The sequence below is a fragment of the Bacillus sp. CZDM1 genome (assembly GCF_055502545.1).
Genome location: NZ_JBUESO010000001.1, coordinates 593,153 through 615,125, shown reverse-complemented (window position 1 = coordinate 615,125; position 21,973 = coordinate 593,153). Strand labels below are relative to the sequence as shown.

At 37.3% G+C, this 21,973-nt stretch carries 24 protein-coding genes and 1 pseudogene; 20 read left to right on the top strand and 5 right to left on the bottom strand.

Annotated features, from left to right (window positions below; translation table 11 throughout):
• The first annotated feature begins 357 nt into the window (after positions 1–357).
• The 3 genes from sigK to ACY3XC_RS03300 all read left to right on the top strand — a co-directional run bounded on the left by sigK (position 358) and on the right by ACY3XC_RS03300 (position 3,268).
• Positions 358–1,074, top strand: a complete 717-nt coding sequence (gene sigK, locus ACY3XC_RS03310; RefSeq protein WP_179157205.1) for an RNA polymerase sporulation sigma factor SigK — start codon at positions 358–360, stop codon at positions 1,072–1,074.
• Positions 1,075–1,187: 113 nt separating this feature from the next.
• Complete coding sequence (locus ACY3XC_RS03305; protein ID WP_179157204.1) at positions 1,188–1,349, top strand: hypothetical protein; 162 nt, start codon at positions 1,188–1,190, stop codon at positions 1,347–1,349.
• Positions 1,350–1,468: 119 nt separating this feature from the next.
• Positions 1,469–3,268: a M3 family oligoendopeptidase gene (locus tag ACY3XC_RS03300; RefSeq protein WP_464867249.1), complete on the top strand. Its 1,800-nt coding sequence runs from the start codon at positions 1,469–1,471 to the stop codon at positions 3,266–3,268.
• A gap of 75 nt (positions 3,269–3,343) precedes the next feature.
• Here ACY3XC_RS03300 and pssA read toward each other — a convergent pair whose 3' ends face one another.
• A complete protein-coding gene (gene pssA / locus ACY3XC_RS03295; protein ID WP_179157202.1) occupies positions 3,344–3,883 on the bottom strand; it encodes a CDP-diacylglycerol--serine O-phosphatidyltransferase in 540 nt (179 codons plus the stop codon).
• 134 nt (positions 3,884–4,017) lie between these two features.
• On the opposite strand from pssA, the gene ACY3XC_RS03290 reads away from it, so the two are divergent.
• Entirely contained in the window at positions 4,018–4,818 is an 801-nt protein-coding gene (locus tag ACY3XC_RS03290; protein WP_464867248.1) for a phosphatidylserine decarboxylase, read from the top strand.
• Positions 4,819–4,871: 53 nt separating this feature from the next.
• Here the strand turns inward: ACY3XC_RS03290 and ACY3XC_RS03285 are convergent, their stop codons facing one another.
• Positions 4,872–5,012: a sporulation histidine kinase inhibitor Sda gene (locus ACY3XC_RS03285; protein ID WP_045517793.1), complete on the bottom strand. Its 141-nt coding sequence runs from the start codon at positions 5,010–5,012 to the stop codon at positions 4,872–4,874.
• Positions 5,013–5,411: 399 nt separating this feature from the next.
• On the opposite strand from ACY3XC_RS03285, the gene ACY3XC_RS03280 reads away from it, so the two are divergent.
• The 8 genes from ACY3XC_RS03280 to ACY3XC_RS03245 are packed head-to-tail and all read left to right on the top strand — an operon-like array spanning position 5,412 to position 10,446.
• Entirely contained in the window at positions 5,412–5,927 is a 516-nt protein-coding gene (locus tag ACY3XC_RS03280) for a YqeG family HAD IIIA-type phosphatase (RefSeq protein ID WP_464867247.1), read from the top strand.
• 30 nt (positions 5,928–5,957) lie between these two features.
• A complete protein-coding gene (gene yqeH / locus ACY3XC_RS03275; protein WP_464867462.1) occupies positions 5,958–7,040 on the top strand; it encodes a ribosome biogenesis GTPase YqeH in 1,083 nt (360 codons plus the stop codon).
• A 28-nt stretch (positions 7,041–7,068) separates the two neighbouring features.
• Positions 7,069–7,908: a shikimate dehydrogenase gene (gene aroE, locus ACY3XC_RS03270; RefSeq protein ID WP_464867246.1), complete on the top strand. Its 840-nt coding sequence runs from the start codon at positions 7,069–7,071 to the stop codon at positions 7,906–7,908.
• Entirely contained in the window at positions 7,902–8,192 is a 291-nt protein-coding gene (yhbY, locus tag ACY3XC_RS03265) for a ribosome assembly RNA-binding protein YhbY (protein WP_464867245.1), read from the top strand. Before aroE ends, yhbY begins: the two co-directional genes overlap by 7 nt.
• A gap of 17 nt (positions 8,193–8,209) precedes the next feature.
• Positions 8,210–8,779, top strand: a complete 570-nt coding sequence (locus ACY3XC_RS03260; RefSeq protein ID WP_179157196.1) for a nicotinate-nucleotide adenylyltransferase — start codon at positions 8,210–8,212, stop codon at positions 8,777–8,779.
• Positions 8,769–9,338, top strand: a complete 570-nt coding sequence (gene yqeK, locus ACY3XC_RS03255) for a bis(5'-nucleosyl)-tetraphosphatase (symmetrical) YqeK (RefSeq protein WP_464867244.1) — start codon at positions 8,769–8,771, stop codon at positions 9,336–9,338. The genes ACY3XC_RS03260 and yqeK overlap by 11 nt, the downstream gene beginning before the upstream one ends.
• Positions 9,338–9,694, top strand: coding sequence for a ribosome silencing factor (gene rsfS, locus ACY3XC_RS03250; protein WP_179157194.1), 357 nt, complete (start codon positions 9,338–9,340; stop codon positions 9,692–9,694). Before yqeK ends, rsfS begins: the two co-directional genes overlap by 1 nt.
• Positions 9,691–10,446 (top strand): class I SAM-dependent DNA methyltransferase, encoded by a 756-nt coding sequence (locus ACY3XC_RS03245; protein WP_464867243.1) that lies wholly within the window; start codon positions 9,691–9,693, stop codon positions 10,444–10,446. The genes rsfS and ACY3XC_RS03245 overlap by 4 nt, the downstream gene beginning before the upstream one ends.
• A gap of 61 nt (positions 10,447–10,507) precedes the next feature.
• On the opposite strand, the gene comER is transcribed toward ACY3XC_RS03245, so the two are convergent.
• Positions 10,508–11,332: a late competence protein ComER gene (comER, locus tag ACY3XC_RS03240; RefSeq protein WP_179157192.1), complete on the bottom strand. Its 825-nt coding sequence runs from the start codon at positions 11,330–11,332 to the stop codon at positions 10,508–10,510.
• Between the two features lie 87 nt (positions 11,333–11,419).
• On the opposite strand from comER, the gene ACY3XC_RS03235 reads away from it, so the two are divergent.
• The 3 genes and pseudogenes from ACY3XC_RS03235 to ACY3XC_RS03225 all read left to right on the top strand — a co-directional run bounded on the left by ACY3XC_RS03235 (position 11,420) and on the right by ACY3XC_RS03225 (position 14,993).
• Positions 11,420–12,055 carry a helix-hairpin-helix domain-containing protein gene (locus tag ACY3XC_RS03235; RefSeq protein ID WP_464867242.1) on the top strand — a complete coding sequence of 212 codons (636 nt, stop codon included), beginning with the start codon at positions 11,420–11,422 and terminating at the stop codon, positions 12,053–12,055.
• A gap of 79 nt (positions 12,056–12,134) precedes the next feature.
• Positions 12,135–12,593, top strand: a pseudogene (locus tag ACY3XC_RS03230) (ComE operon protein 2); the annotation flags it as partial.
• Between the two features lie 66 nt (positions 12,594–12,659).
• Complete coding sequence (locus tag ACY3XC_RS03225; protein ID WP_464867241.1) at positions 12,660–14,993, top strand: DNA internalization-related competence protein ComEC/Rec2; 2,334 nt, start codon at positions 12,660–12,662, stop codon at positions 14,991–14,993.
• Positions 14,994–15,064: 71 nt separating this feature from the next.
• Here ACY3XC_RS03225 and ACY3XC_RS03220 read toward each other — a convergent pair whose 3' ends face one another.
• Positions 15,065–15,199, bottom strand: coding sequence for a YqzM family protein (locus ACY3XC_RS03220; protein ID WP_179157188.1), 135 nt, complete (start codon positions 15,197–15,199; stop codon positions 15,065–15,067).
• A 308-nt stretch (positions 15,200–15,507) separates the two neighbouring features.
• On the opposite strand from ACY3XC_RS03220, the gene holA reads away from it, so the two are divergent.
• Entirely contained in the window at positions 15,508–16,524 is a 1,017-nt protein-coding gene (holA, locus tag ACY3XC_RS03215; RefSeq protein WP_464867240.1) for a DNA polymerase III subunit delta, read from the top strand.
• Positions 16,525–16,696: 172 nt separating this feature from the next.
• On the opposite strand, the gene rpsT is transcribed toward holA, so the two are convergent.
• Positions 16,697–16,957, bottom strand: coding sequence for a 30S ribosomal protein S20 (gene rpsT / locus ACY3XC_RS03210; protein ID WP_179157186.1), 261 nt, complete (start codon positions 16,955–16,957; stop codon positions 16,697–16,699).
• A gap of 213 nt (positions 16,958–17,170) precedes the next feature.
• Between rpsT and gpr the strand changes: the two genes are divergently transcribed.
• From gpr to lepA, 4 genes are all read left to right on the top strand, one after another.
• The gene (gene gpr / locus ACY3XC_RS03205; protein ID WP_464867239.1) at positions 17,171–18,307 is read left to right on the top strand and encodes a GPR endopeptidase; all 1,137 of its coding nucleotides are present in this window, start codon (positions 17,171–17,173) and stop codon (positions 18,305–18,307) included.
• 94 nt (positions 18,308–18,401) lie between these two features.
• Positions 18,402–19,592, top strand: coding sequence for a stage II sporulation protein P (gene spoIIP, locus ACY3XC_RS03200; RefSeq protein ID WP_464867238.1), 1,191 nt, complete (start codon positions 18,402–18,404; stop codon positions 19,590–19,592).
• Between the two features lie 19 nt (positions 19,593–19,611).
• Entirely contained in the window at positions 19,612–19,938 is a 327-nt protein-coding gene (locus ACY3XC_RS03195; RefSeq protein ID WP_179157184.1) for a YqxA family protein, read from the top strand.
• 130 nt (positions 19,939–20,068) lie between these two features.
• Positions 20,069–21,904, top strand: a complete 1,836-nt coding sequence (gene lepA / locus ACY3XC_RS03190) for a translation elongation factor 4 (protein WP_464867237.1) — start codon at positions 20,069–20,071, stop codon at positions 21,902–21,904.
• Positions 21,905–21,973 lie beyond the last annotated feature (69 nt).

The window sequence follows — 21,973 nt, the reverse complement described above, 5'->3', positions numbered from 1 at the left end:
AAATCATAAATAACAATAACTGTTTAACGATAAATGTTTGTTAACAAAATGTTCACATCCCCTTAAGTTAGATACTGTGAAAATGTGATAAATTCGAAGTAGATAAAAGGATCTATCTTAAGGGGTGGAGAATATGTTCATGATCGTGATGGCTTTGGTCTTAACTGCTGCGATTGGTTGTGTAATTACAGCGGAGATAAGTGTAGAATAAAAAGAAGCATTGACCTTTTCAAAGGTCAGTGCTTTTTTTGTAGTGTGATAAAAGCCTTTATTTTCTTTGGACAGACACAATCCCCCAGTTTATAACATAGGAATTAGTTATAGGCAAAGCCCAAAAAAGCACGGGGGTGGATGTGCATGGCAGGGATTCTCACAGCACTTGGTTATCTCATAAAGGAATTTTTATTTCTTGTCTCTTATGTTAAAAACAATGCTTTTCCGCAGCCCCTATCTGCTGCAGATGAAAGGAAATATTTACGATTGATGGCGGAAGGGGATTCACATGCGCGTAATATGTTAATTGAACATAATTTACGGCTTGTAGCACATATTGTAAAAAAGTTTGAAAATACTGGTGAGGATGCAGAGGATCTAATCTCAATAGGAACAATTGGTTTAATAAAAGCCATTGAGAGCTATTCTGAAGGGAAAGGAACAAAGCTTGCGACGTATGCAGCACGTTGTATTGAAAACGAAATCCTCATGCATCTTCGAGCACTGAAGAAGACCAAAAAGGATGTCTCTTTGCACGACCCAATTGGACAGGATAAAGAAGGAAATGAAATCTCTCTCATTGATGTACTCAAATCGGAATCAGAAGACGTTATTGATACCATTCAGTTGAACATGGAGCTCGAAAAAATCCGAAAATATATTGATGTCCTGGACGACAGAGAAAAAGAAGTCATTGTTGGCCGTTTTGGCCTTGACCTGCAAAAGGAAAAAACCCAGCGAGAAATTGCGAAGGAATTGGGGATTTCAAGAAGCTATGTCTCTAGGATTGAAAAACGAGCCCTAATGAAAATGTTCCATGAATTTTATCGTGCTGAAAAAGAGCGAAAGAAAAAGAACTAAGGAACAGAGCCGGAACCTTTCCGACTCTGTTTTTTTAATTAAAACGGCAGTTGCCTATACATAAAAGTATACAGGCACATAACCTAGTATTAAAAGGGAAAGGGGGTATTTACGTGTCATATGGCTACCCAAATCCATGTTGTTACCCAGCCCCTTATCCAGTTTATCCTGTTCCTTATTCAACTGGAGGAGGCGGATGGTACGCACTCTTCATCGTGTTATTAATACTAGTCCTAATCTTTGGCGGCTGGTGGTATTATACAACCTGCTGTTAAGAGGGATAAATGCTTGTGCACTCCTTGCACAAGCAATTTTTTATGCTAAAAGGCAAATAATAGAGTTTTTCAGATAATATATTTATAATGGTAAGGTACATAGACAAGGGGGTAATTGGATGACAGCCACTACATATTCAGATGTTTGGAATCTTGAAGTACTTTTTAAAGGCGGGAGCGATTCTACAGAACTAGCGGACCACTTAAAGGTAACAAAGGAATTAATTGTGCTATTTGAAACAAAAGTAAAAACCTGGTCCCCGCTCAATACAGCTGAGGATATGACTTTTTTAAAAGAGTTATTATCAGACTTTGAAAGCGCTGGTAAAAAGCTTCGTCAGGCAGCGGCATTTGTGGGATGCCTTCAAGCACAAAATACTGATGATAAAAAGGCTTACACACTTGAGGCAACCGTAACAGGGCTTAGCGCTGCTTTTCAATCCGCACTTGGTGCATTTGACAACTTATTATCATCCATCAATGATGATGTTTGGGCACTAGTGTTGGAAGATGATTACTTGCAAGAATTGACGTTTTCACTTTCTGAACGCCGTGAACGAGCAAAAGAAAAGCTTTCCATTGAAGAAGAATCGCTAATTAGTTCACTAGGTGTGGATGGTTACCATAGCTGGGGACAATTGTATGATCTCATTGTTAGTAAAATAAAGGTTCCTGTTGAGGAAAATGGTGAGGTAAAACAGCTATCTGTAGGGCAGGCATCAAATAGATTTGCTAGCTCCGAAAGAGACGTCCGTAAAGCAGTCTTTAAAAGCTGGGAAAACTCATGGAATGAACAAAGTGATTACTTAGCGAAAACATTAAATCATCTATCTGGATTCCGTTTAAATGTTTATAAAAAACGTGGTTGGGATGATGTATTAAAAGAACCATTAAGTATTAATCGAATGAAAAAAGAAACATTAGAAACCATGTGGGCAGTCATTTCTGAAAACAAACAGCCCCTTGTTGAATATATGAATCGTAAAGCGAAACTCTTAGGTATTGAAAAATTAAGTTGGTTTGATTTAGATGCTCCATATGGAAAAACAGAGTCAAAGGTTTCTTACCAAGAGGGTGCAGAATTTATTGAGCAGAACTTTGGCCAATTTGGTGAAAAAATGTCAGCTTATGCTAAGATGGCATTTGAGAATCAATGGATTGAAGCCGAAGACCGTCCTGGAAAAGCACCTGGTGGTTTTTGTACAGGATTCCCGGAAAGTGAAGAATCTCGAATTTTTATGACGTATTCTGGCACACCTTCCAATGTTTCCACACTTGCCCATGAACTAGGGCATGGCTTTCACTCCTATGCAATGAAAGGAGTCCATTATCTTAATCGCGGATACGCCATGAATGTTGCGGAAACCGCTTCCACTTTTGCGGAAATGATTGTGGCAGATGCAGCTGTGAAAAATGCTAAGGATGAAGAAGAAAAGCTCTCCCTGCTAGATGATAAAATCCAGAGAACGGTTGCTCTGCTAATGAACATCCACGCTCGCTTTCTATTCGAAACTCGTTTTTATGAGGAGAGAAAACGGGGACCAGTATCAGTTGAAACGTTAAATGAACTGATGGAAGGAGCACAAAAGGAAGCTTATTGTGAGGCTTTAGACGAATATCATCCATTATTTTGGGCATCCAAGCTTCATTTCTTTATCACTGGAGTACCGTTTTACAACTTCCCCTATACATTTGGCTATTTATTCTCACTTGGCATATATGTGCAGGCACTTGAAGAAGGTAAAGGCTATGAAGAAAAGTATATTGCCTTATTAAGAGATACCGCTTCCATGACTGTTGAAGATTTAGCAGCTAAACATTTACAAGTTGATTTAGATCAAAAAGATTTCTGGGAAAAGGCAGTCAAAATCTGTATTGATGATATTGAAGAGTTCCTTGAATTAACGGAAAATAAATAAAAAATAGAGCCCAGCAGATACCTGCTGGGCTTTACTTGTCTAGCTCTAGCGCCTAGGCGCTAGAGCTTTTCTTTGTTACATCTTTCTAAGTTTAAATGGGCTAACCATTAGGAATGATAAAATGATGATGATGAATAAAAACGTCTGAGCGGGCAGGTACGGGATAGCTAAAAAGCTTAATGTTGCCAAGCACCCAGCTGCTGTAATCGGAAGACCAGTAAAATAGCCATTACTTTCCGTGATATTAAAGCGAGCCAATCTAAAGGCACCACAGCCGATATAGAATACGGCGAAGAAGGATCCAGGTCCCCCAAATTCATTTAAGATTCCTTGATATAGTAATAGTGCAGGCGCCACTCCAAATGATATAATATCACTCATGGAATCTAATTGTTTGCCCAGCTCTGATTCAATATTAAATTTTCTAGCGGCCATGCCATCAAAACGGTCGGCTAATGCGGCGATAAAAATTAGTAATAAACTTAATCGTAAATTTCCTTCCATGGCGAAAATAATTGCAAATCCACCAAAAGATAAATTGGTTAACGTAATAACATTTGCAGTTTGAGACTTAAGCTTCTTAATTGTAGAATCAAAAACGTCTAATAAAAACATTTTGCTCCACCACTCCTTTTCAACAAGCCGGAAGAGAACTTTAATTTTTTTTGTTTGTTTATCTATTATATTTCATATTAAGCTTTTTAAGAAGTTTCGTAAAGAGTATTTTTACACTTTTTGGGGGTCATGTAATGTTTAAGCACGTATATCGACTAATGATAGAACTTACCAATGGGAAGTGGACATCGGTCATATTACAGGGTTTTGCCCGTTCTAGGATCAGCAGATTTGTTGTCCCATCGTTTGCGAAGATTTATAAATTAAATCAGGAAGATATGGAAAGATCGCTGGATGAGTATCCGACACTTCATGATTTATTTATTAGGACACTGCGAAAAGAAGCTAGAAAAATTGATACAAATGAAAACTCGGTGGTCAGCCCTGTAGACGCAGTTATTGAGGATGTCGGTTCTATTAATCAAACAAGTGAAATGGTTGTTAAAGGTAAGACTTATTCCATACAAGAAATGTTAGGCAGTCAGGAAACAGTAAATAAATATTTACAGGGTACTTATATGATTCTATATTTAAGTCCAAGTCATTACCATCGGATCCATAGCCCTATAGAGGGTACCATTGTTAAACAGTGGACACTTGGCTCAAAATCATATCCTGTTAATAAAATGGGCTTAAAATATGGAGTTAGAACTTTAGCAAAAAACTATCGGATGATTACAGAATTGAAAACAGCAAGTGGCCATATTGCTATCGTGAAAGTGGGAGCCATGTTTGTCAATTCCATTGAAAAAACGCATAAAGGAATGACACTTCAAAAAGGCGAGGAAATGGCCTATTTTAGTTTCGGGTCTACTGTTGTATTGTTATTCCAAAAAGAAACTTTTCAACTAGATCCTTCTATTCATACACCTAAGGACATTAGGATTGGCGAGAAAATTGGAGTCATGGCAACCCAAAATGGCGGCGCTAAATAGTGCCGTTGATTTTTTTGCAAAAGAAAAGACCCTCCAGGGTCATAAGTAAAATATTAAGATGAAATTTTCATTTTGTTGAATAAGGACCGACGATGAATTTCTGTTTCGATAAGATGAATAAACTCGGGACTTAGATTTAATTCTCTTGCTTTATAATAAGATTCAATTAATAACTCATCTGACAGTTTACGCAAGTGAGAAGCACCTCCATATAATAAATAAATGGTACTAAATGATAGTAAAGAAGCATAAAATGGTAGGTTCAATTGGTGTAACCTAAATCTACCAAATTAAGTTGAATTGGACAACCTTTCCAATTATTCACAATTATCAGTGGATAACTTGTGACTAATTTGTTTATAAAGTATAAAAATGGTACTGAAACAATGGGTATAATGTTAATAACTTTATCCACAGATGTGTAAAAACTGAGATTTTGTCGAAAAATATTTTTTATTTCGTTTTTACAGCAAAAATGTTTGGGTTTGACAAATAATAAATCCATACAGCTATAATAGTTATATTTTGATACTAAGGTTAAAATTGGTTATGATGGTACAGATAAACAGATGAATTAATGAGGTGTAAGCTGAGTGTTAAAGAAATTTTTGCCTGATGAGCATGTAAAAAGCATATTAGATATTCATCCCGAGGACTTGAAAAAAAGAGGGATTAAGGGAATCATTACTGATTTGGATAATACGCTTGTGGAATGGGATCGACCAAATGCCACACCTGAACTAATAAAATGGTTCGAACAAATAAAAAAGCACAATATACTCGTTACAATTGTTTCTAATAATAATGAAATACGGGTAAAGGAGTTCTCTGACCCATTACAAATACCGTTTATATTTCAAGCGCGCAAACCATTGGTGCGTGCATTTAATAAGGCACTATCCCAAATGGGAATCAAAAAGGAAGAAGCGGTTGTCATTGGGGACCAATTATTAACGGATGTTTTAGGTGGAAATCGAAGCGGGTTTCATACAATTCTTGTGGTACCAGTCGCCCAAACAGACGGGTTTGTTACTAAATTTAACCGCTTTGCTGAACGAAGAATTTTGAATTGGTTCAGGAAAAAAGGGATGATTCAATGGGAGGACTAAAGTGTGAGTGAACAAGAGCAATATTTATGTATGGGGTGCGGGGTCAAGGTTCAGACTGAAAACCCAGAGGAATTAGGTTATGCACCATCATCTGCACTCGAAAAGGAAAGTATCATTTGTCAGCGATGTTTTCGACTAAAGCATTACAACGAAGTCCAGGATGTCAGTTTAACCGATGATGACTTCTTGAAAATATTGAATGGCATTGGCCAGACTGATGCCCTGATCGTTATGATTGTTGATATTTTTGATTTTAATGGAAGCTGGCTTCCAGGATTACACCGTTTCGTAGGAAACAATAAGGTTCTGCTTGTGGGTAATAAGGTAGATTTATTGCCGAAATCAGTTAAACATAACAAATTGATTAATTGGATGAAACATGAGTCAAAAGAGCTTGGGTTAAGACCTGAAGAAGTATTTTTAGTCAGTGCAGAAAAAGGAAAGTACATTAGAGAAACAGCCGCTGCCATCGATGAGATGCGAAATGGAAAAGATGTCTATGTCGTAGGATGTACAAATGTAGGGAAATCTACATTTATAAATAGAATTATTAAAGAAGTTACTGGGGAAGGGGATATTATTACCACATCACATTTTCCAGGAACTACTCTAGATATCATCAAAATTCCACTTGAGGATGGCAAAGCACTAATTGATTCACCAGGAATTATTAATCATCACCAAATGGCACACTTTGTAGATAAGAAGGATCTAAAAGTAATTACACCGAAAAAGGAAATTAAGCCAAAGGTGTTTCAATTAAATGAGGGTCAAACCTTATTTTTTGGTGGATTAGCAAGATTTGACTATATAAGCGGGGGCAGGAGTTCCTTTGTTTGCCATGTCTCAAATGAAATAAATATCCATCGGACAAAAACAGATAATGCAGATGAGTTGTATGAAAATCATCTTGGGGAAATGCTGGCTCCACCTCGAAAAGATGAATTAGGAACATTTCCTGAGTTAGTAAAACAAGAATTTACGATTAAGGATGCCAAAACAGATGTAGTCTTTTCTGGACTTGGCTGGATAACCATAAACGAACCGGGAGTAAAGGTAGCGGCATACGTGCCTAAGGGTGTACAAACCTTAACCCGTAAATCTTTAATCTAAAAAGACAGGGAAATGGGGGAGAAACAGGGTGAAGAAACTTTTTGCGGTGTTGGGGGATCCAATTGGCCACTCAATGTCACCAATCATGCTCAATGATATCTTATCCTATTATGAAATCGATGCTCACTATCATCCTTTTCATGTAAGAAGAGATGAATTAGAAACTGCTGTTAAGGGATTAAAGGCGATCGGTATTTCGGGTTTTAATATAACGATACCTCATAAAAGCACGATCATTCCTTTTTTAGATGAAATCGATGAATTAGCTTTAAGTATTGGTGCCGTCAATACGGTTGTAAATGAAAACGGAAAATTTGTCGGCTATAATACGGATGGATATGGGTTTATTAAAGGATTGGAGCCTTATATCTCATCTTTTTCTGACAAGAAAGTATTAGTCATTGGTGCTGGAGGGGCGGCAAGAGCAATTTACTTTACCATGGCGAAAATGAAGCCATTGGCAATAGATATTGCGAATCGAACTGTCCTTAAGGGCCAAGAGCTCATTGAGTCATGTCCATATATATCAAACTCTAAAGCCTTATCTTTAGAGGAGGCAGATCTTCATTTGAATGAATATGATGTGGTGATTCAGACTACGATGATAGGGATGTACCCGAAAATTTCGGAAATGCCAATTAGCCTGAAGCGTTTAAAGTCCCAATCGTTGGTTTGTGATATTATTTACAACCCGTTAGAGACCCAATTTTTAATGGAAGCAAGACAAAAGGGTGCAACTGTTCAAAATGGCGTTGAAATGTTTGTTTATCAAGGTGCGCTTGCTTTTGAGAAATGGACAGGAATATTCCCAGACGTAAACAGAATGCGAGAAAATGTACTACAACAGCTTGGAGGCGTGAAATGTTAACAGGAAAACAAAAAAGATATCTACGATCAAAGGCCCATCATTTAGATCCCATTTTCCAAGTAGGAAAAGGCGGGGTAAATGAAAATATGGTTAAGCAAGTGTCGGAAGCGCTAGAGGCAAGAGAACTTTTTAAAATAAGTGTTTTGCAAAATTGTGAAGAAGATAAAAACGTTGTTGCAGAGCAGCTTTCTGAGGGAACAGGTGCAGATATTGTCCAAATAATTGGTAATACAATTGTTTTATATAAGGAATCAGTGGAAAAGAAACAAATAACACTTCCATAAGTAAAGGAGGTTTCATCATGCCGAAGGTTGGGATATTGGGAGGGACTTTTGACCCGCCTCATTACGGCCACTTGTTAATCGCTAATGAGGTACTCTCCAAACTTAATCTTGATGAAGTATGGTTTATGCCAAACCAAGAGCCTCCTCATAAGAAGAAATCGGAATCAATTGAAAATCATGACCGCTTGCAAATGCTGGAGCTTTCAATTAAAGGAAATGAAGCATTTAAAATTGAAAAAATTGAGTTAGAAAGATCGGGTCCTTCTTTTACTGTCGATACCATGAGGATATTAAATGAAATGTATCCAAATCATCAATTTTATTTTATCATCGGTGCAGATATGATTGAGTATCTGCCTAAATGGCATAAAATAGATGAACTGATTGAACTTGTCCAATTTGTTGGTGTTGAAAGACCTGAATACAGCTTGAAAACGGATTATCCAATCACCTACGTGGATGTTCCGGCAATCGATGTCTCTTCAAGTATGATTAGAGAGAGAGTACAACAAGGCATGACAGTTCGTTATTTGTTACCCGACCCGGTTATTGATTTTATTAGGGAGAATCATTTATATGGAACGTGAAGAGGCGTTAAAGATTGTAAAAGAACAGTTAACTGACCATAGATATCAGCACACCTTAGGAGTCATGGAAACTGCTATTGCTTTAGCGAAGCAATATGGTGCTGATGAAAAAAAAGCTGAATTGGCTGCAATCTTTCATGATTATGCAAAATTTCGGCCTAAAGATGAAATGAAACAAATTATTTTATCGCAAAAGTTCCCTCAAGACTTACTTCACTACCATGCTGAGTTGTGGCATGCTCCAGCAGGGGCTTACTTAGTTGAAAAAGAAGCCGGGATAAAGGATAAGGAAGTACTGGATGCGATCCGGTACCATACATCAGGAAGGCCAGGAATGACTCTGCTGGAAAAAGTAATTTATTTAGGAGATTATATTGAACCAGGCCGCCATTTTCCTGGGGTGGATGAAGTCAGAGCTTTAGCAAAGAAAAATTTGGACACTGCATTAATACAAGCAGTTAAAAATACAATACTATTCTTAATGAAAAAGAATCAAAGTGTTTATCCGGATAGCTTTCAAACATATAATGATTTAGTAATGAATCGGAGGATTGATTAATGTCTAATCAAGAGTTATTAAAAATTGCAGTAAAGGCTGCAGATGATAAAAGAGCTGAAGATATTCTAGCACTCAATATGCAGGGAATTTCCTTAATTGCCGATTATTTTATTATTTGTCACGGAAACTCTGACAAACAAGTACAGGCGATTGCAAGAGGAATTAAAGAAAAGGCAGAAGAAAGCGGATATAATGTGCGAAGAATGGAAGGCTTTGATGAAGCGACATGGATCCTAATAGACCTTGGTGATGTGGTTGCACATGTATTCCATCGTGATGAAAGAAGTTACTACAAGTTAGAACGCTTATGGGGCGATGCGCCATTAGAGGATATTCGCAGTGAGTTGACAACATGAGCTATGAGCAGTTTGCCTATTTATATGACGAGCTCATGCAAGATGCTCCATATGATGAATGGGTAAGATTTGTAAAAGAAAAATTGTATAAATATCAAGTGGATGGTAAAAGTCTACTTGATTTGGCATGTGGTACAGGAGAGCTCTCCGTTCGTTTTGCTAAGGAGGGCTTTTCCGTTACTGGTGTCGATCTATCCGCTGATATGCTTAGTGTTGCACAGGCAAAAGCACAGGATGAAGGATTGAATATTCCTTTTTTTGAGCAGGATATGGCCAATTTAGAAGGACATGAAGAGTTTAATATTATTGGGATATTTTGTGATTCCTTAAATTATTTGAAATCTGAAGAAGACGTGATACATACTTTTACCAGTGCCAATAGGCATCTTAAAGATAACGGCATATTCTTTTTTGATGTCCATTCTATTTATAAGATTTCTGAGCTTTTTATCAATCAAACCTTTACGTTAGCAGATGATCCTTTATCCTATATTTGGAATAGCTTTGCCGGTGAATTACCAAATAGTGTAGAACATGAACTAAGTTTTTTTGTTTTAGATGAACAGTCTGGAAAATATGATCGTTTTGATGAAATTCATAACCAAAGAACATACCCTATTCAACAGTATTCCGAATGGTTAAAGGATGCAGGCTTTGAAATCCTTGAGATTTGTGCGGATTTTGAGGACACTGAACCACAGGAACAATCAGAAAGAATATTTTTCATCGCAAGAAAAAGGCCATCAATTTAAAATTGATGGCCTTTTTTAAATTTTTTAAAATAAATAAAGGAATTTGACTAAACTTGGCGAATTAATGTTTATAGAACTGCAAGTTGACTTTTTCAATGTCTTCATTAAACTTTGTATGTGTCGCTTGGAAAATATGTTCAAAGAGATCTCCAAGCTCTTCCTCCATCACCTTAATGCCTTCACCAGTAATACCACCCTTAACACAAACTTTTTCTTGTAACGAAGGTAATGTATAATGACCCTGTTTTAATAACTCTCCGAGGCCAACAATCATTTCACTAGCCATCACTGTAGCTGTATCTTGATCAATTTCCGTTTCTTTCACAGCAGCAAGGATAAAACGCTGCAATAAATAACTGAAAAATGCTGGACCGCAGCTAACGATATCAGAAGCCACTCTTGTGATATTCTCCTCAATACTTACTGGTATCGAAATCTTCGCAAACATACTCTCCACTTTTGTTTTCCAATTTTCACTGCAATGTTCACCGTAAGTTATCAGCGAAACTCCCGCTAATGCACGGTTTGTAATGCTCGGAATAACCCTGATTACTGAACAAGCTGTTTTTGCTTCAAGTTGACTTGTTTCGATAGGACTTGTGATGGAAATAACACATTTTCTATTATTTAAATGTGGGTTAATTTCATTAATAATGGTATAAACATCTAAGGGTTTAACACAAATAAACACTAAATCGGATTGAGATGCTACTTCAGCTGCATTTTCCCCAACCCTTATTCCCTTATATTTATCTTTAAGCAGCTTCGCTTTAGTTTTTGATCTATTTGTAATTACCATTGAAGAAGGGGAAACTGCTCTTCCATCGATTAAGGCCTCAACCAAAATTGTCCCCATATTACCGGTACCAATGATACCAATTTTCATTATTCCGACCCTCCTTCGCATGCAGATTCTCTAATAACAATATGAAATATGATAGTGAAATATACCAATTGAAAGGATGGATTACTTATGAAGGACTGGATGTATGAGCATAAGATGTATGTGATTATTACTGCCATAATAGCTTTTGCTGCCATTTTTTATTTCTTAGAAGAAAGTAAATCTTCTGTTAGTAATGTAGAAAATATTGTCCCGCAAGAAATAAAGGATGAAAAGGATCATCCACCAGTACAAGAAGAAATTCAGGAACCGGAAATCATTATGGTTGACGTAAAGGGGCAGGTTGCCATGCCGGGTGTTTATTCATCAAGTCAGGGTGAAAGGGTAATAGACGTGATCCAACGTGCTGGAGGGCTAACTGAAAATGCCGATGAAAGTCAGGTGAACTTTGCTGAGCATGTTCAGGATGCAATGGTTATTTATATCCCTGCAAAGGGCGAGGAAGGAGTAACTGTACCTGCAGGAACAAGTGTTAATCCTTCAAGCACTGGCGGTGGTTCTGGTAATCAAGCAAAAATTAATCTAAATAAAGCAGATGAAACACAGTTGCAAAACCTTCCGGGAATTGGTCCCTCAAAAGCGGCTGCGATTACGGAATACAGGGAAACAAGCGGTCCGTTTAAGAGTGTCGAGGATTTGAAAAATATTAGCGGGATTGGTGATAAAACATTTGAGAAACTAAAGGATCTAATTACAGTTCAATAAGAAAACTCATTGACCATTTAAAGTCTTAGATATTACACTAAAGAGAGAAATATATCGAAATTTGGAGGAGTTGGAGAAAGTGGAACGCATTCCATGGGATCAATATTTTATGGCTCAAAGTCATTTGCTTGCCTTAAGAAGTACCTGCACACGGCTGACAGTGGGTGCGACAATCGTCAGAGATAAGAGAATTATTGCCGGTGGTTACAACGGTTCTATCGCTGGTGGAGACCACTGTATTGATAAAGGCTGTTATGTCATAGATAATCATTGCGTAAGGACGATACATGCCGAAATGAATGCCCTCCTGCAGTGTGCTAAATTTGGTGTCCCTACAGCTGAAGCTGAAATTTATGTTACTCATTTTCCGTGCCTACAGTGCTGTAAAGCGATAATTCAAGCAGGGATTAAGACAGTCTATTATGCAGAGGATTATAAGAATCACCCTCATGCAGTGGAGTTATTCCAACAAGCAAATGTGAAAACCGAAAAGGTAGAATTAAAAGAATCAGTGATTGATTTTCGTAAGATAAGTAAATAATCCCCCAAAAATAACGCCGGTTTATCCGGCGTTATAATACTCCCCAAAAAATTGGAGAAATCAATGAATAGTAAATGCTTCTATTTTGCAATGGCAGCCATATTAGGAGTTTTAACCTCTTTTTTCTTTTTTCTGCCTATCTTACTTTGTTCCATTATTTATTTTTATCTGCTTCATACGTATAAGAAATATTCAAAACAACAATTGTTCATCATCATCTGCCTCTTTATAACTTTTTTCCTCACCGGTCAACATACGATTACACATAATAAAACTAAGCTGCACGATTCGCTGACAACCTTTTATCTACAATATACTGAAAATACCAAAGTTGATGGCGATTTATTCCAGGTTATTGCATTTGATATAAAGAATAAAGAAAGGCTTTTAATACGTTATAAAATAAAAACAGAGGCTGAGAAAGAGGCTCTAAAAGATACGAATTTTTACGGACGTTTATGTTATGTAACAGGAGTATTAAAAGAAGCTTCAATTGCCAAAAATCCAAATGCCTTTAACTACCAGAAATATTTAGCTGCAAAACAGATTTATAAGATAGTTGAATTAGAAAATAACCCTCTAAGTAAATGTGCTGAAGTTAAATCAACTCCATTAACCATAATTAAAGAGATCCGTTTTACTGGTATTAAATATCTCGAAAAACATTTCCCCGCAGAAATTGCCGCCCTATCAGCTGCATTAATATTTGGAGATAGAAGTATGTTTGATCCTGAGGTGCTGATAAATTATCAAAAAACGGGCATTGTTCATTTACTAGCAATATCTGGACTTCATGTTTCCTTATTAATCGGGATGGTTTTTTATTTAGGAATAAGAATCGGATTGACTAAGCAGTTTATGATGAATTTTCTTCTCGTCCTTCTGCCTATATATGCGATTTTGACAGGTGCTTCACCTTCTGTTATTCGTGCGGTTTTAATGCTTTTTATTGTTTTATTTGTTTTACGTTGGAAGAAACAAATAAAATTGTCACCAATTGATGCCATAAGCCTTACCCTAATGATTTATGTATTTTTTTCTCCCTTGATTATTTTAGATGCAGGCTTTCAGTTATCGTTTTCAGTTAGCTATGCGATTATTTTATCTGTTCCTGGTATTTTACCTCGGTATCAAGAAACGATTTCATCGATGGTTGTTATCTCCGTTATTGCTCAGCTCGCAGCTTTACCGATTTTACTGTATCATTTTTTCGAAATTTCATTTATAAGCATTGCAGCTAACCTTCTCTATATTCCTCTCTTCTCGTTTGTATTTCTCCCTGGGTTATATATCTTGTATCTCATTCAGCTCATATTTGGCGATACTCCGTCATTTCTTATTAACTTATTTATGAAAATTATTACCTTAGCCAATGGACTTATTGAAAAACTTGCAGATCTATCTTTTGCCCAGCTTGTGACAGGAAGACCCAATTTACTTCTCTTCATCATTTACATGGTGATCATCGTCTTCATTTTTTTAATATGGGAATCGGGTTTTCATCAAAAGAGGAAACTAAAGGTCATTTTTTTAGCGTTTGCCTTGATTACATTCCAGAATATCTGGAATTGGGTAAATCCATTTGGGGAAGTCACAATGATTGATGTTGGGCAGGGAGATAGTATTTTAATCCATTACCCATTCGGTAAGGGTACCTATTTAATTGATACGGGAGGAACCATCCAATTTGAAGAAGAAGAATGGAAAAAGTCTGCAAAACCATTTGAAGTAGGGAGAGATGTTGTGGTCCCTTTTTTGAAAGGAAAGGGGATAACAAAATTAGATAAACTTATTCTTACTCATGGTGATGCTGATCATATTGGCGGCGCCCTTGCTGTTTTAAAAGAAATAGAAGTTACACAAATTTTAATGCCATCAGTTGCTGAACCATCAAAATCAGAGTTATCCATTATTCAGGAAGCAAAAAAAAGAGGTATTCAGATTGTTATGGTCGCCGATGGGAGCCAATGGAAAACTGAAATGGGTTTATTCTATGTTCTAAGTCCTGAAGAAAATTATCAAGGTGAGCGGAATAGTGGATCGATTGCAATTATGGCGAATATTGGAGGGCTTAATTGGTTTTTTGGCGGCGATCTTGATCAAGCGGGAGAGGAAAGGATAATAAAGAAATATCCTAATTTGCAGATAGATGTACTAAAGGCAGGACACCATGGAAGTAAAACATCAACAAGTGAGCAATTTATAAATAAAATAAAACCTGCTATCTCATGGATATCAGTTGGTGAACATAATCGTTATGGCCATCCTCATACCGAGGTGTTAGAACATCTCGAGAATACAACTGTATACAGGACCGATGTCCATGGTGCGATTACCTATAGGTTTTATCAGGAGAGTGGAACCTTTTCTTCCGTTTTACATAAGATAAAGCAATAACTTAACTGAAAACGAAAAAGAGACTGTATGATTACAGCCTCCAAGAACTGATTATGTAGCAGTGCATAAGATTAGGACCCGACAACTTTAATAACTGTTGCAATAATAAACATTACAGCAAAAACACCAAAAGAAACAACAAAACCTATTCCAGAATCAATTGCGTCGTTGCCTTTACTTTGTACATTCTTTTCAAATTCATTCACAATATACCCCTCCTATTTCACATAATAGTATAAGCTTTTTTACTTGAAAAATCCAGCATGCTTTGAATATCTACTTCCTTTATTGACAAGAGTTGACACAAATACTTTATCCCAAAAAGGTGACACTAAATTTACACAAGGAACTCCGCCAGGCAATAAAAGATCCTAGGGCTTTAATTGCAGGCGTTCATCATAGATCGGGAATTGGCGCTTTCCAAGAAAGCTGTCAATTCCCTTTTAACACTTGTCAAAATGTCCAAGCTTCATTACGATAGATAATGAAAGTGAATCGAAGGGGAGCTTGGAAAATGGTATTAGATATTTGGAAACAAATTAAACAACGGGAAATTGCTCCCATTTATTTATTATATGGTACGGAGGCCTTTTTAATCAATGAAACAAAGCAATTGCTGCTTAATCAGGTTTTAGATGAAGAGGATAAGGATTTTAATTTTACTGCGTATGATTTAGATGAAACACCAATTGAAACGGCGCTAGAAGACGCAGAAACCTTTCCTTTTCTAGGTGAGAAAAAAGTAATCTTTTTACATAATCCTAAGTTTTTAACGGCTGAGAAGACAAAAGATAAAATGGAACATAATTTAGCGCGGCTTGAGTTGTATTTAAAAGAACCTGCACCCTATACCGTCTTAGTGATATCAGCGCCATATGAAAAGCTCGATGAACGGAAAAAAATCACCAAAGAGCTAAAAAGGACGGCAGTTACAGTTGAAGCAAAGAAGTTGAATGAGTACGAATTGAAAAATTGGGTGAAAGAAAGAGCAAAAATAAATGGAATTGTTTTCGACCCAGATGCACTTGAACTCCTGATTACACTTGTGGGTACAAATATGTTTATGATAACAAGTGAAGTTGATAAATTAGCTTTGTATGCTGCCGAAGAAAAACAAATTAATGCTTCTATGGTTGAGAAATTAGTGTCGAGATCGCTTGAACAAAATATTTTTACATTAATTGAGAAGGTAGTGCAAAGAAAACCCGAAGATGCACTTAGAATTTATTACGATTTATTAAAGCAAAATGAGGAACCGATTAAGATATTAGCCTTGCTCGCGGGCCAATTCAGGCTTATTTATCAGGTGAAGGAGCTTTCAAGGAGAGGTTATGGACAACAGCAAATGGCGGGTTATTTAAAGACTCATCCATTCCGGGTAAAGTTAGCCGCTGGGCAAGCTAATCAATTTACGGATGAAGAATTAACTAACCTTATGAGCATGCTGGCGAATGCTGACCTTCAGATGAAAACGGGCGGCATGAATAAATCATTACTAATTGAGATGTTATTGTTCAAAATAAAACGGTAGACATAAAAAAACGATTCCAATCAGGAATCGTTTTTTATGCTCTCTTATTATTGTCTAGCTCCAGCGCCTAGGGGCTCGGGTCATAAGCCAATCCGTCAAAAAGGCTAAAGAACAGCCTTCTCGCCGGCTTGTCTTATGCCTGTCGCCCCTGAGCAAGGCGCTTCCGCTTTTATTATAAAGAGTTAGCTTTTTTAGCAAGACGTGATTTTTTACGGGCAGCAGCATTTTTATGGATAAGTCCTTTAGCAGCAGCCTTGTCTAGTTTGCTAGCAGCAGCAGTGAATGCTTCTTTAGCTACAGGAGCATCGTTAAGTGTAACAGCAGCTTCTACTTTCTTAACAGCAGTACGCATTGCAGATTTAACAGTTGTATTTTGAGCATTACGAGCTTCGCTTGTTTTTACACGCTTAATAGCAGATTTAATGTTAGGCATTACTTTCACCTCCTACAAAGAATCGAGATTATATGAACTCGACTTTACCTTCATTCACAATTAATCAGAACAAGAGATATTTTATCAAACCAAACCTTATTTTGCAATACTAGAATTATCTACATATAAGAATAACCTGAATGTTTTAGCCGAAAAGGGGTAAAAATAGGGAATAGTTTCTAGTTTAGAACTTAAGGATAGGAGCGAGACATATTGCAGGAGAATAAAAACACCAATATCGATCTAAGCCAGTATTCAATTCGAACGGATTTAGCTATTGAAGCGAGAGAAATGGTTATTGCTGACAGGGAAGGCTCAGTTCAACAGGGAGAGAACCTCTCGCAAATTGAAGGAGTCATTATTAAAGAAAAAGATATAGATGATATAAAAATCTCTTTAGTAGAGATCACAGATGCAGGTGCAACACAGCTGGGTAAAAAAGCAGGACGCTATTTAACCCTTGAAGTACAAGGAATTAGACAGCAGGACACCCCTTTACAACAAAAAGTGGAAGAAATATTTGCTAAAGAATTTGCTCACTTTCTAGAAGGAACAGGGATTAAGAAAGATGCCTCCTGTCTCGTAGTAGGTTTAGGAAATTGGAATGTTACCCCAGATGCACTTGGTCCAATGGTCTGTGAGAACCTATTAATCACCAGACACTTGTTTCAATTACAGCCAGAAAATGTTGAGGAAGGTTACCGTCCAGTTAGTTCTTTAGTTCCTGGAGTAATGGGATTAACAGGGATTGAGACGAGCGATATTATTTTTGGCGTAGTCGAAAAAACAAAACCAGATTTTGTTATAGCTATTGATGCATTAGCAGCAAGATCGATTGATAGGGTCAATTCTACCATACAAGTTTCGGATACAGGCATTCACCCAGGATCAGGAGTAGGAAATAAAAGAAAAGAATTAAGTAAAGAAACAATAGGAGTTCCGGTTATCGCTATTGGTGTTCCGACTGTTGTTGATGCCGTTTCGATTACAAGTGACACGATTGATTATATCCTGAAGCATTTTGGTAAGGAGCTTAAGGAAGGAAATCGTCCATCAAGAGCCCTCGCACCAGCGGGTATGACATTTGGGAAACGAAAAAAACTTACCGATGATGATCTTCCAGAAGAAAAGCACCGTCAGACCTTCCTGGGGATGATTGGAACCTTAGAAGAAGAAGAAAAACGTAAATTAATATACGAGGTCCTTTCCCCTTTAGGACATAATCTAATGGTTACTCCTAAGGAAGTAGATGTATTTATTGAAGATATGGCCAACCTGATTGCGAGCGGATTGAATGCATCGCTTCACAGTAATGTAGATCAGGGAAATACTGGTTACTATACGCGATAAAGTTTAAGCGACCACCTCTCAATTGCGATTAATGGTTCTAGCAATTCTAGTAATGTCATAAGTATTTACTAGAATCAAATTGAGAGGTGGAACCATGAAATCTACTAGGAATTCTGGATTGTTTTTGACGGTGCAAGGGACGAATCTAATAAAAGTAACCTCTTTTATCTTGCTGTTTATGCTTTTGGTGTTTTCCATCAGTGGGCTGTTAACATCATTAAAGCCCCAGTTTAGACCTATGTCTAATTCTGTTAATACAGCAACAAATCAAGTAAATGGGAAAATGCTCTATCAGCTTATGGCTTGGGAGAATCACCATTTTTTATCCATTGAAGATGATTTAACCGCAAGCCCCAAGCTGACTAACTTAATTTTTAAGCTTTCAAGTAATATTAATTTAAATGATCCAAGGAGCCTTCTAGGCAGAGAGCTTCCAGGCTTTGAACAGTTTGATGGGAAAATACTTGTTGCTGGGGAAGGATCAAATTATACGAACATGCCATTTGAATCCTCACCCCCATTAGAAATAATGAAAGCAGAACGCGAAGCATCACTGCAAAATATTGAAGGTATTGACAAAGGAAACGAGGATGAAATTCCTTCGAATCCCTCACTTACAACAGGTGAGAAAAAGGTGGTACATCTTTACTTTACTCATAATCGCGAGTCATACCTTCCTTATTTACAAGGGGTAACAGATCCGAATCTTGCTTATCATTCACAATTAAATGTCACCAAGATAGGCGATCAGTTGAAGGAAAGCTTAGAGGCTAGAGGTATTGGAACCTCAATTGATAAATCTGATATTATGGGGTCCGTGAAAATGGCTAGTACTTATCAGAAATCTGGTGAATTAGTTCAGACGGCAATGGCCTCAAACTCTGAATTGGAATATTTTATTGATATCCATAGAGATGCACGACGTAAAGATAAAACGACGGTTATGATAAATGGTAAGGCATATGCACAGTTGGCTTTTGTTATTGGCGGGAAAAATCCAAATCATGAAAAAAATGAAAAGTTAGCAAGTGACCTGCATAAACTCCTTGAAGAGAAATATAAGGGATTGAGCTGGGGAATCCACATGAATCAGGGTGCTGGGCAAAACGGTGTCTATAATCAAAATTTGTCTGAGAATGTAATATTAGTGGAATTTGGCGGTGTTGACAATACTTTTGAGGAGTTAAACCGTTCAGCTGACGCACTTGCTGATGTTTTTAGTGAATATTTCTGGCAAGCAGAAAAAGTGAATCAAGATGTTGAGCAATCCACTGATAAAGAATAGAGGTAAAGGAGCATGTCATATGAAAATGTTCATGCTGAAGTTTTTCTGTATTATAGCCATTATGTTTATATCGGTACTAGCTGGGATGCAGCTGGCGAATGACGGCATTCATAAAATGAAGGGCTACGATGACCCGAATTTTCAAAATGCTGTTGGTATTAATGACAATGGCGAGCATGTACAAGCTACTTTTTTGGGAAATGAAATATCGAGTCATGATATTGATGAAAAGAAAAAGAAACTTGAGGAAATAAGTGCCTTTAATTTATTTTCTTCGATGGGAAAGAAGATTTCTGAAGGTGTCTCCTCTGCTTCGGAAAAACTGATTAGTCTAATAACCGAATAAATATTCCTAGCGGTTCCTTCTCTTGGATGCCGCTTTTTTTGTGTGATTTCAGTTTTAATTGAATCTTATTTCCCGTACTGATATAATCAAAAATAGTGTAATTGTGCGAGTTATAGTAGGAGTGAAACACATGAACAGAGAAGAAAAATTAAAAAGACAATCTAAGATAAGAAATTTCTCGATTATTGCCCATATTGACCATGGGAAATCAACATTAGCTGACCGTATTTTAGAAAAAACCAATGCATTAACATCCCGTGAAATGAAAGATCAACTTTTAGATTCGATGGATTTAGAAAGAGAACGCGGGATTACGATTAAGTTAAATGCTGTACAATTAAAATACAAGGCAAAAGATGGTGAAGAATACATCTTCCATTTGATTGATACGCCAGGACACGTCGATTTTACGTATGAGGTTTCTCGTTCCCTTGCTGCCTGTGAAGGTGCTGTGTTAGTTGTTGACGCGGCTCAGGGAATTGAAGCGCAAACCTTGGCGAACGTTTACCTCGCACTAGATAATAACCTTGAAATAGTACCAGTTATTAATAAAATTGATCTGCCAAGTGCTGAACCTGAAAGGGTTCGTAATGAAATCGAAGAGGTTATTGGATTAGATGCCTCTGAAGCGGTACTAGCCTCTGCTAAAGCAGGTATTGGGATTGAAGATATCCTTGAACAGGTAGTTAAAACTGTTCCTGCTCCAACTGGTGACCCTGAAGCCCCATTAAAAGCTTTGATTTTTGATTCCCTTTATGATGCCTATCGTGGTGTAGTTGCCTACATTCGTGTAGTTGATGGAAGTATAAAAGTGGGCGACAAAATTAAAATGATGGCAACAGGTGCAGAATTTGAAGTGAATGAGGTAGGAGTATTTACACCAAAATCGACCCAGTTAAACGAACTAACTGTTGGGGATGTTGGTTTCCTTTCAGCAGCGATTAAAAATGTTGGAGATACTCGTGTCGGGGATACGATTACCAATGCAAAAAATGGTGCGACCGAACCGCTGCCAGGTTATCGTAAATTAAATCCAATGGTGTATTGCGGATTATATCCAATCGATACTGCGAAATTTAATGATTTACGTGAAGCACTTGAGAAGCTGCAGTTAAATGACTCAGCACTTCAATTCGAGCCTGAAACTTCCCAGGCACTGGGCTTTGGTTTTCGCTGCGGGTTCTTAGGTCTTCTTCATATGGAGATTATTCAAGAGCGGATTGAGCGTGAATTCAAAATTGATTTGATTACAACAGCTCCAAGTGTTATCTATAATGTACACATGACAGATGGCAATCAAATAAAAGTGGATAACCCTTCCAATCTTCCAGAACCACAGAAAATTGACCATGTTGAAGAGCCTTACGTTAAAGCAACGATGATGGCTCCGAATGAATATGTTGGAGCGATTATGGAGCTGTGTCAGCAAAAGCGCGGTATATTTATTGATATGCAATACCAAGGTGAAAACCGTGTAAGCATCATCTATGAAATTCCGTTAGCAGAAATTGTTTATGATTTCTTTGATCAACTTAAGTCCAGCACCCGAGGCTATGCATCATTCGATTATGAATTAATTGGCTACAAACATTCTAGCTTGGTAAAGATGGATATATTGTTAAACTCTGAAAAGGTGGATGCCTTAAGCTTTATCGTTCATAAAGATTTTGCCTATGAACGCGGCAAAGTCATTGTTGAGAAGCTAAAGGAATTAATCCCAAGGCAGCAATTCGAAGTTCCTGTCCAAGCCGCTATTGGCCAAAAAATTGTTGCTCGTTCAACCATTAAATCCATGGGTAAAAACGTATTGGCTAAATGTTATGGGGGAGATATTTCCCGTAAACGAAAGCTGCTCGAGAAACAAAAAGAAGGTAAAAAACGGATGAAACAGGTTGGTTCTGTCGAGGTCCCACAAGAAGCCTTCATGGCTGTCCTAAAAATGGATGATAACAATTCAAAAAAATAAAAAAGAAACGGGAGGTTAGGAAAAGTCTAATATAGGCGAAATCCTGCCTCTTTTTTTACAGAGGTGAAA

Excerpts from the sequence above, each read along its gene's own strand:
- sigK (WP_179157205.1), top strand. The coding sequence starts at position 358 with ATGGCAGGGATTCTCACAGCACTTGGTTATCTCATAAAGGAATTTTTA.
- ACY3XC_RS03300 (WP_464867249.1), top strand. The coding sequence starts at position 1,469 with ATGACAGCCACTACATATTCAGATGTTTGGAATCTTGAAGTACTTTTT.
- pssA (WP_179157202.1), bottom strand. The coding sequence starts at position 3,883 with ATGTTTTTATTAGACGTTTTTGATTCTACAATTAAGAAGCTTAAGTCT.
- ACY3XC_RS03290 (WP_464867248.1), top strand. The coding sequence starts at position 4,018 with ATGTTTAAGCACGTATATCGACTAATGATAGAACTTACCAATGGGAAG.
- yqeH (WP_464867462.1), top strand. The coding sequence starts at position 5,958 with ATGGGGTGCGGGGTCAAGGTTCAGACTGAAAACCCAGAGGAATTAGGT.
- yhbY (WP_464867245.1), top strand. The coding sequence starts at position 7,902 with ATGTTAACAGGAAAACAAAAAAGATATCTACGATCAAAGGCCCATCAT.
- ACY3XC_RS03260 (WP_179157196.1), top strand. The coding sequence starts at position 8,210 with ATGCCGAAGGTTGGGATATTGGGAGGGACTTTTGACCCGCCTCATTAC.
- yqeK (WP_464867244.1), top strand. The coding sequence starts at position 8,769 with ATGGAACGTGAAGAGGCGTTAAAGATTGTAAAAGAACAGTTAACTGAC.
- rsfS (WP_179157194.1), top strand. The coding sequence starts at position 9,338 with ATGTCTAATCAAGAGTTATTAAAAATTGCAGTAAAGGCTGCAGATGAT.
- ACY3XC_RS03245 (WP_464867243.1), top strand. The coding sequence starts at position 9,691 with ATGAGCTATGAGCAGTTTGCCTATTTATATGACGAGCTCATGCAAGAT.
- comER (WP_179157192.1), bottom strand. The coding sequence starts at position 11,332 with ATGAAAATTGGTATCATTGGTACCGGTAATATGGGGACAATTTTGGTT.
- ACY3XC_RS03235 (WP_464867242.1), top strand. The coding sequence starts at position 11,420 with ATGAAGGACTGGATGTATGAGCATAAGATGTATGTGATTATTACTGCC.
- ACY3XC_RS03225 (WP_464867241.1), top strand. The coding sequence starts at position 12,660 with ATGAATAGTAAATGCTTCTATTTTGCAATGGCAGCCATATTAGGAGTT.
- holA (WP_464867240.1), top strand. The coding sequence starts at position 15,508 with ATGGTATTAGATATTTGGAAACAAATTAAACAACGGGAAATTGCTCCC.
- rpsT (WP_179157186.1), bottom strand. The coding sequence starts at position 16,957 with ATGCCTAACATTAAATCTGCTATTAAGCGTGTAAAAACAAGCGAAGCT.
- spoIIP (WP_464867238.1), top strand. The coding sequence starts at position 18,402 with ATGAAATCTACTAGGAATTCTGGATTGTTTTTGACGGTGCAAGGGACG.
- ACY3XC_RS03195 (WP_179157184.1), top strand. The coding sequence starts at position 19,612 with ATGAAAATGTTCATGCTGAAGTTTTTCTGTATTATAGCCATTATGTTT.
- lepA (WP_464867237.1), top strand. The coding sequence starts at position 20,069 with ATGAACAGAGAAGAAAAATTAAAAAGACAATCTAAGATAAGAAATTTC.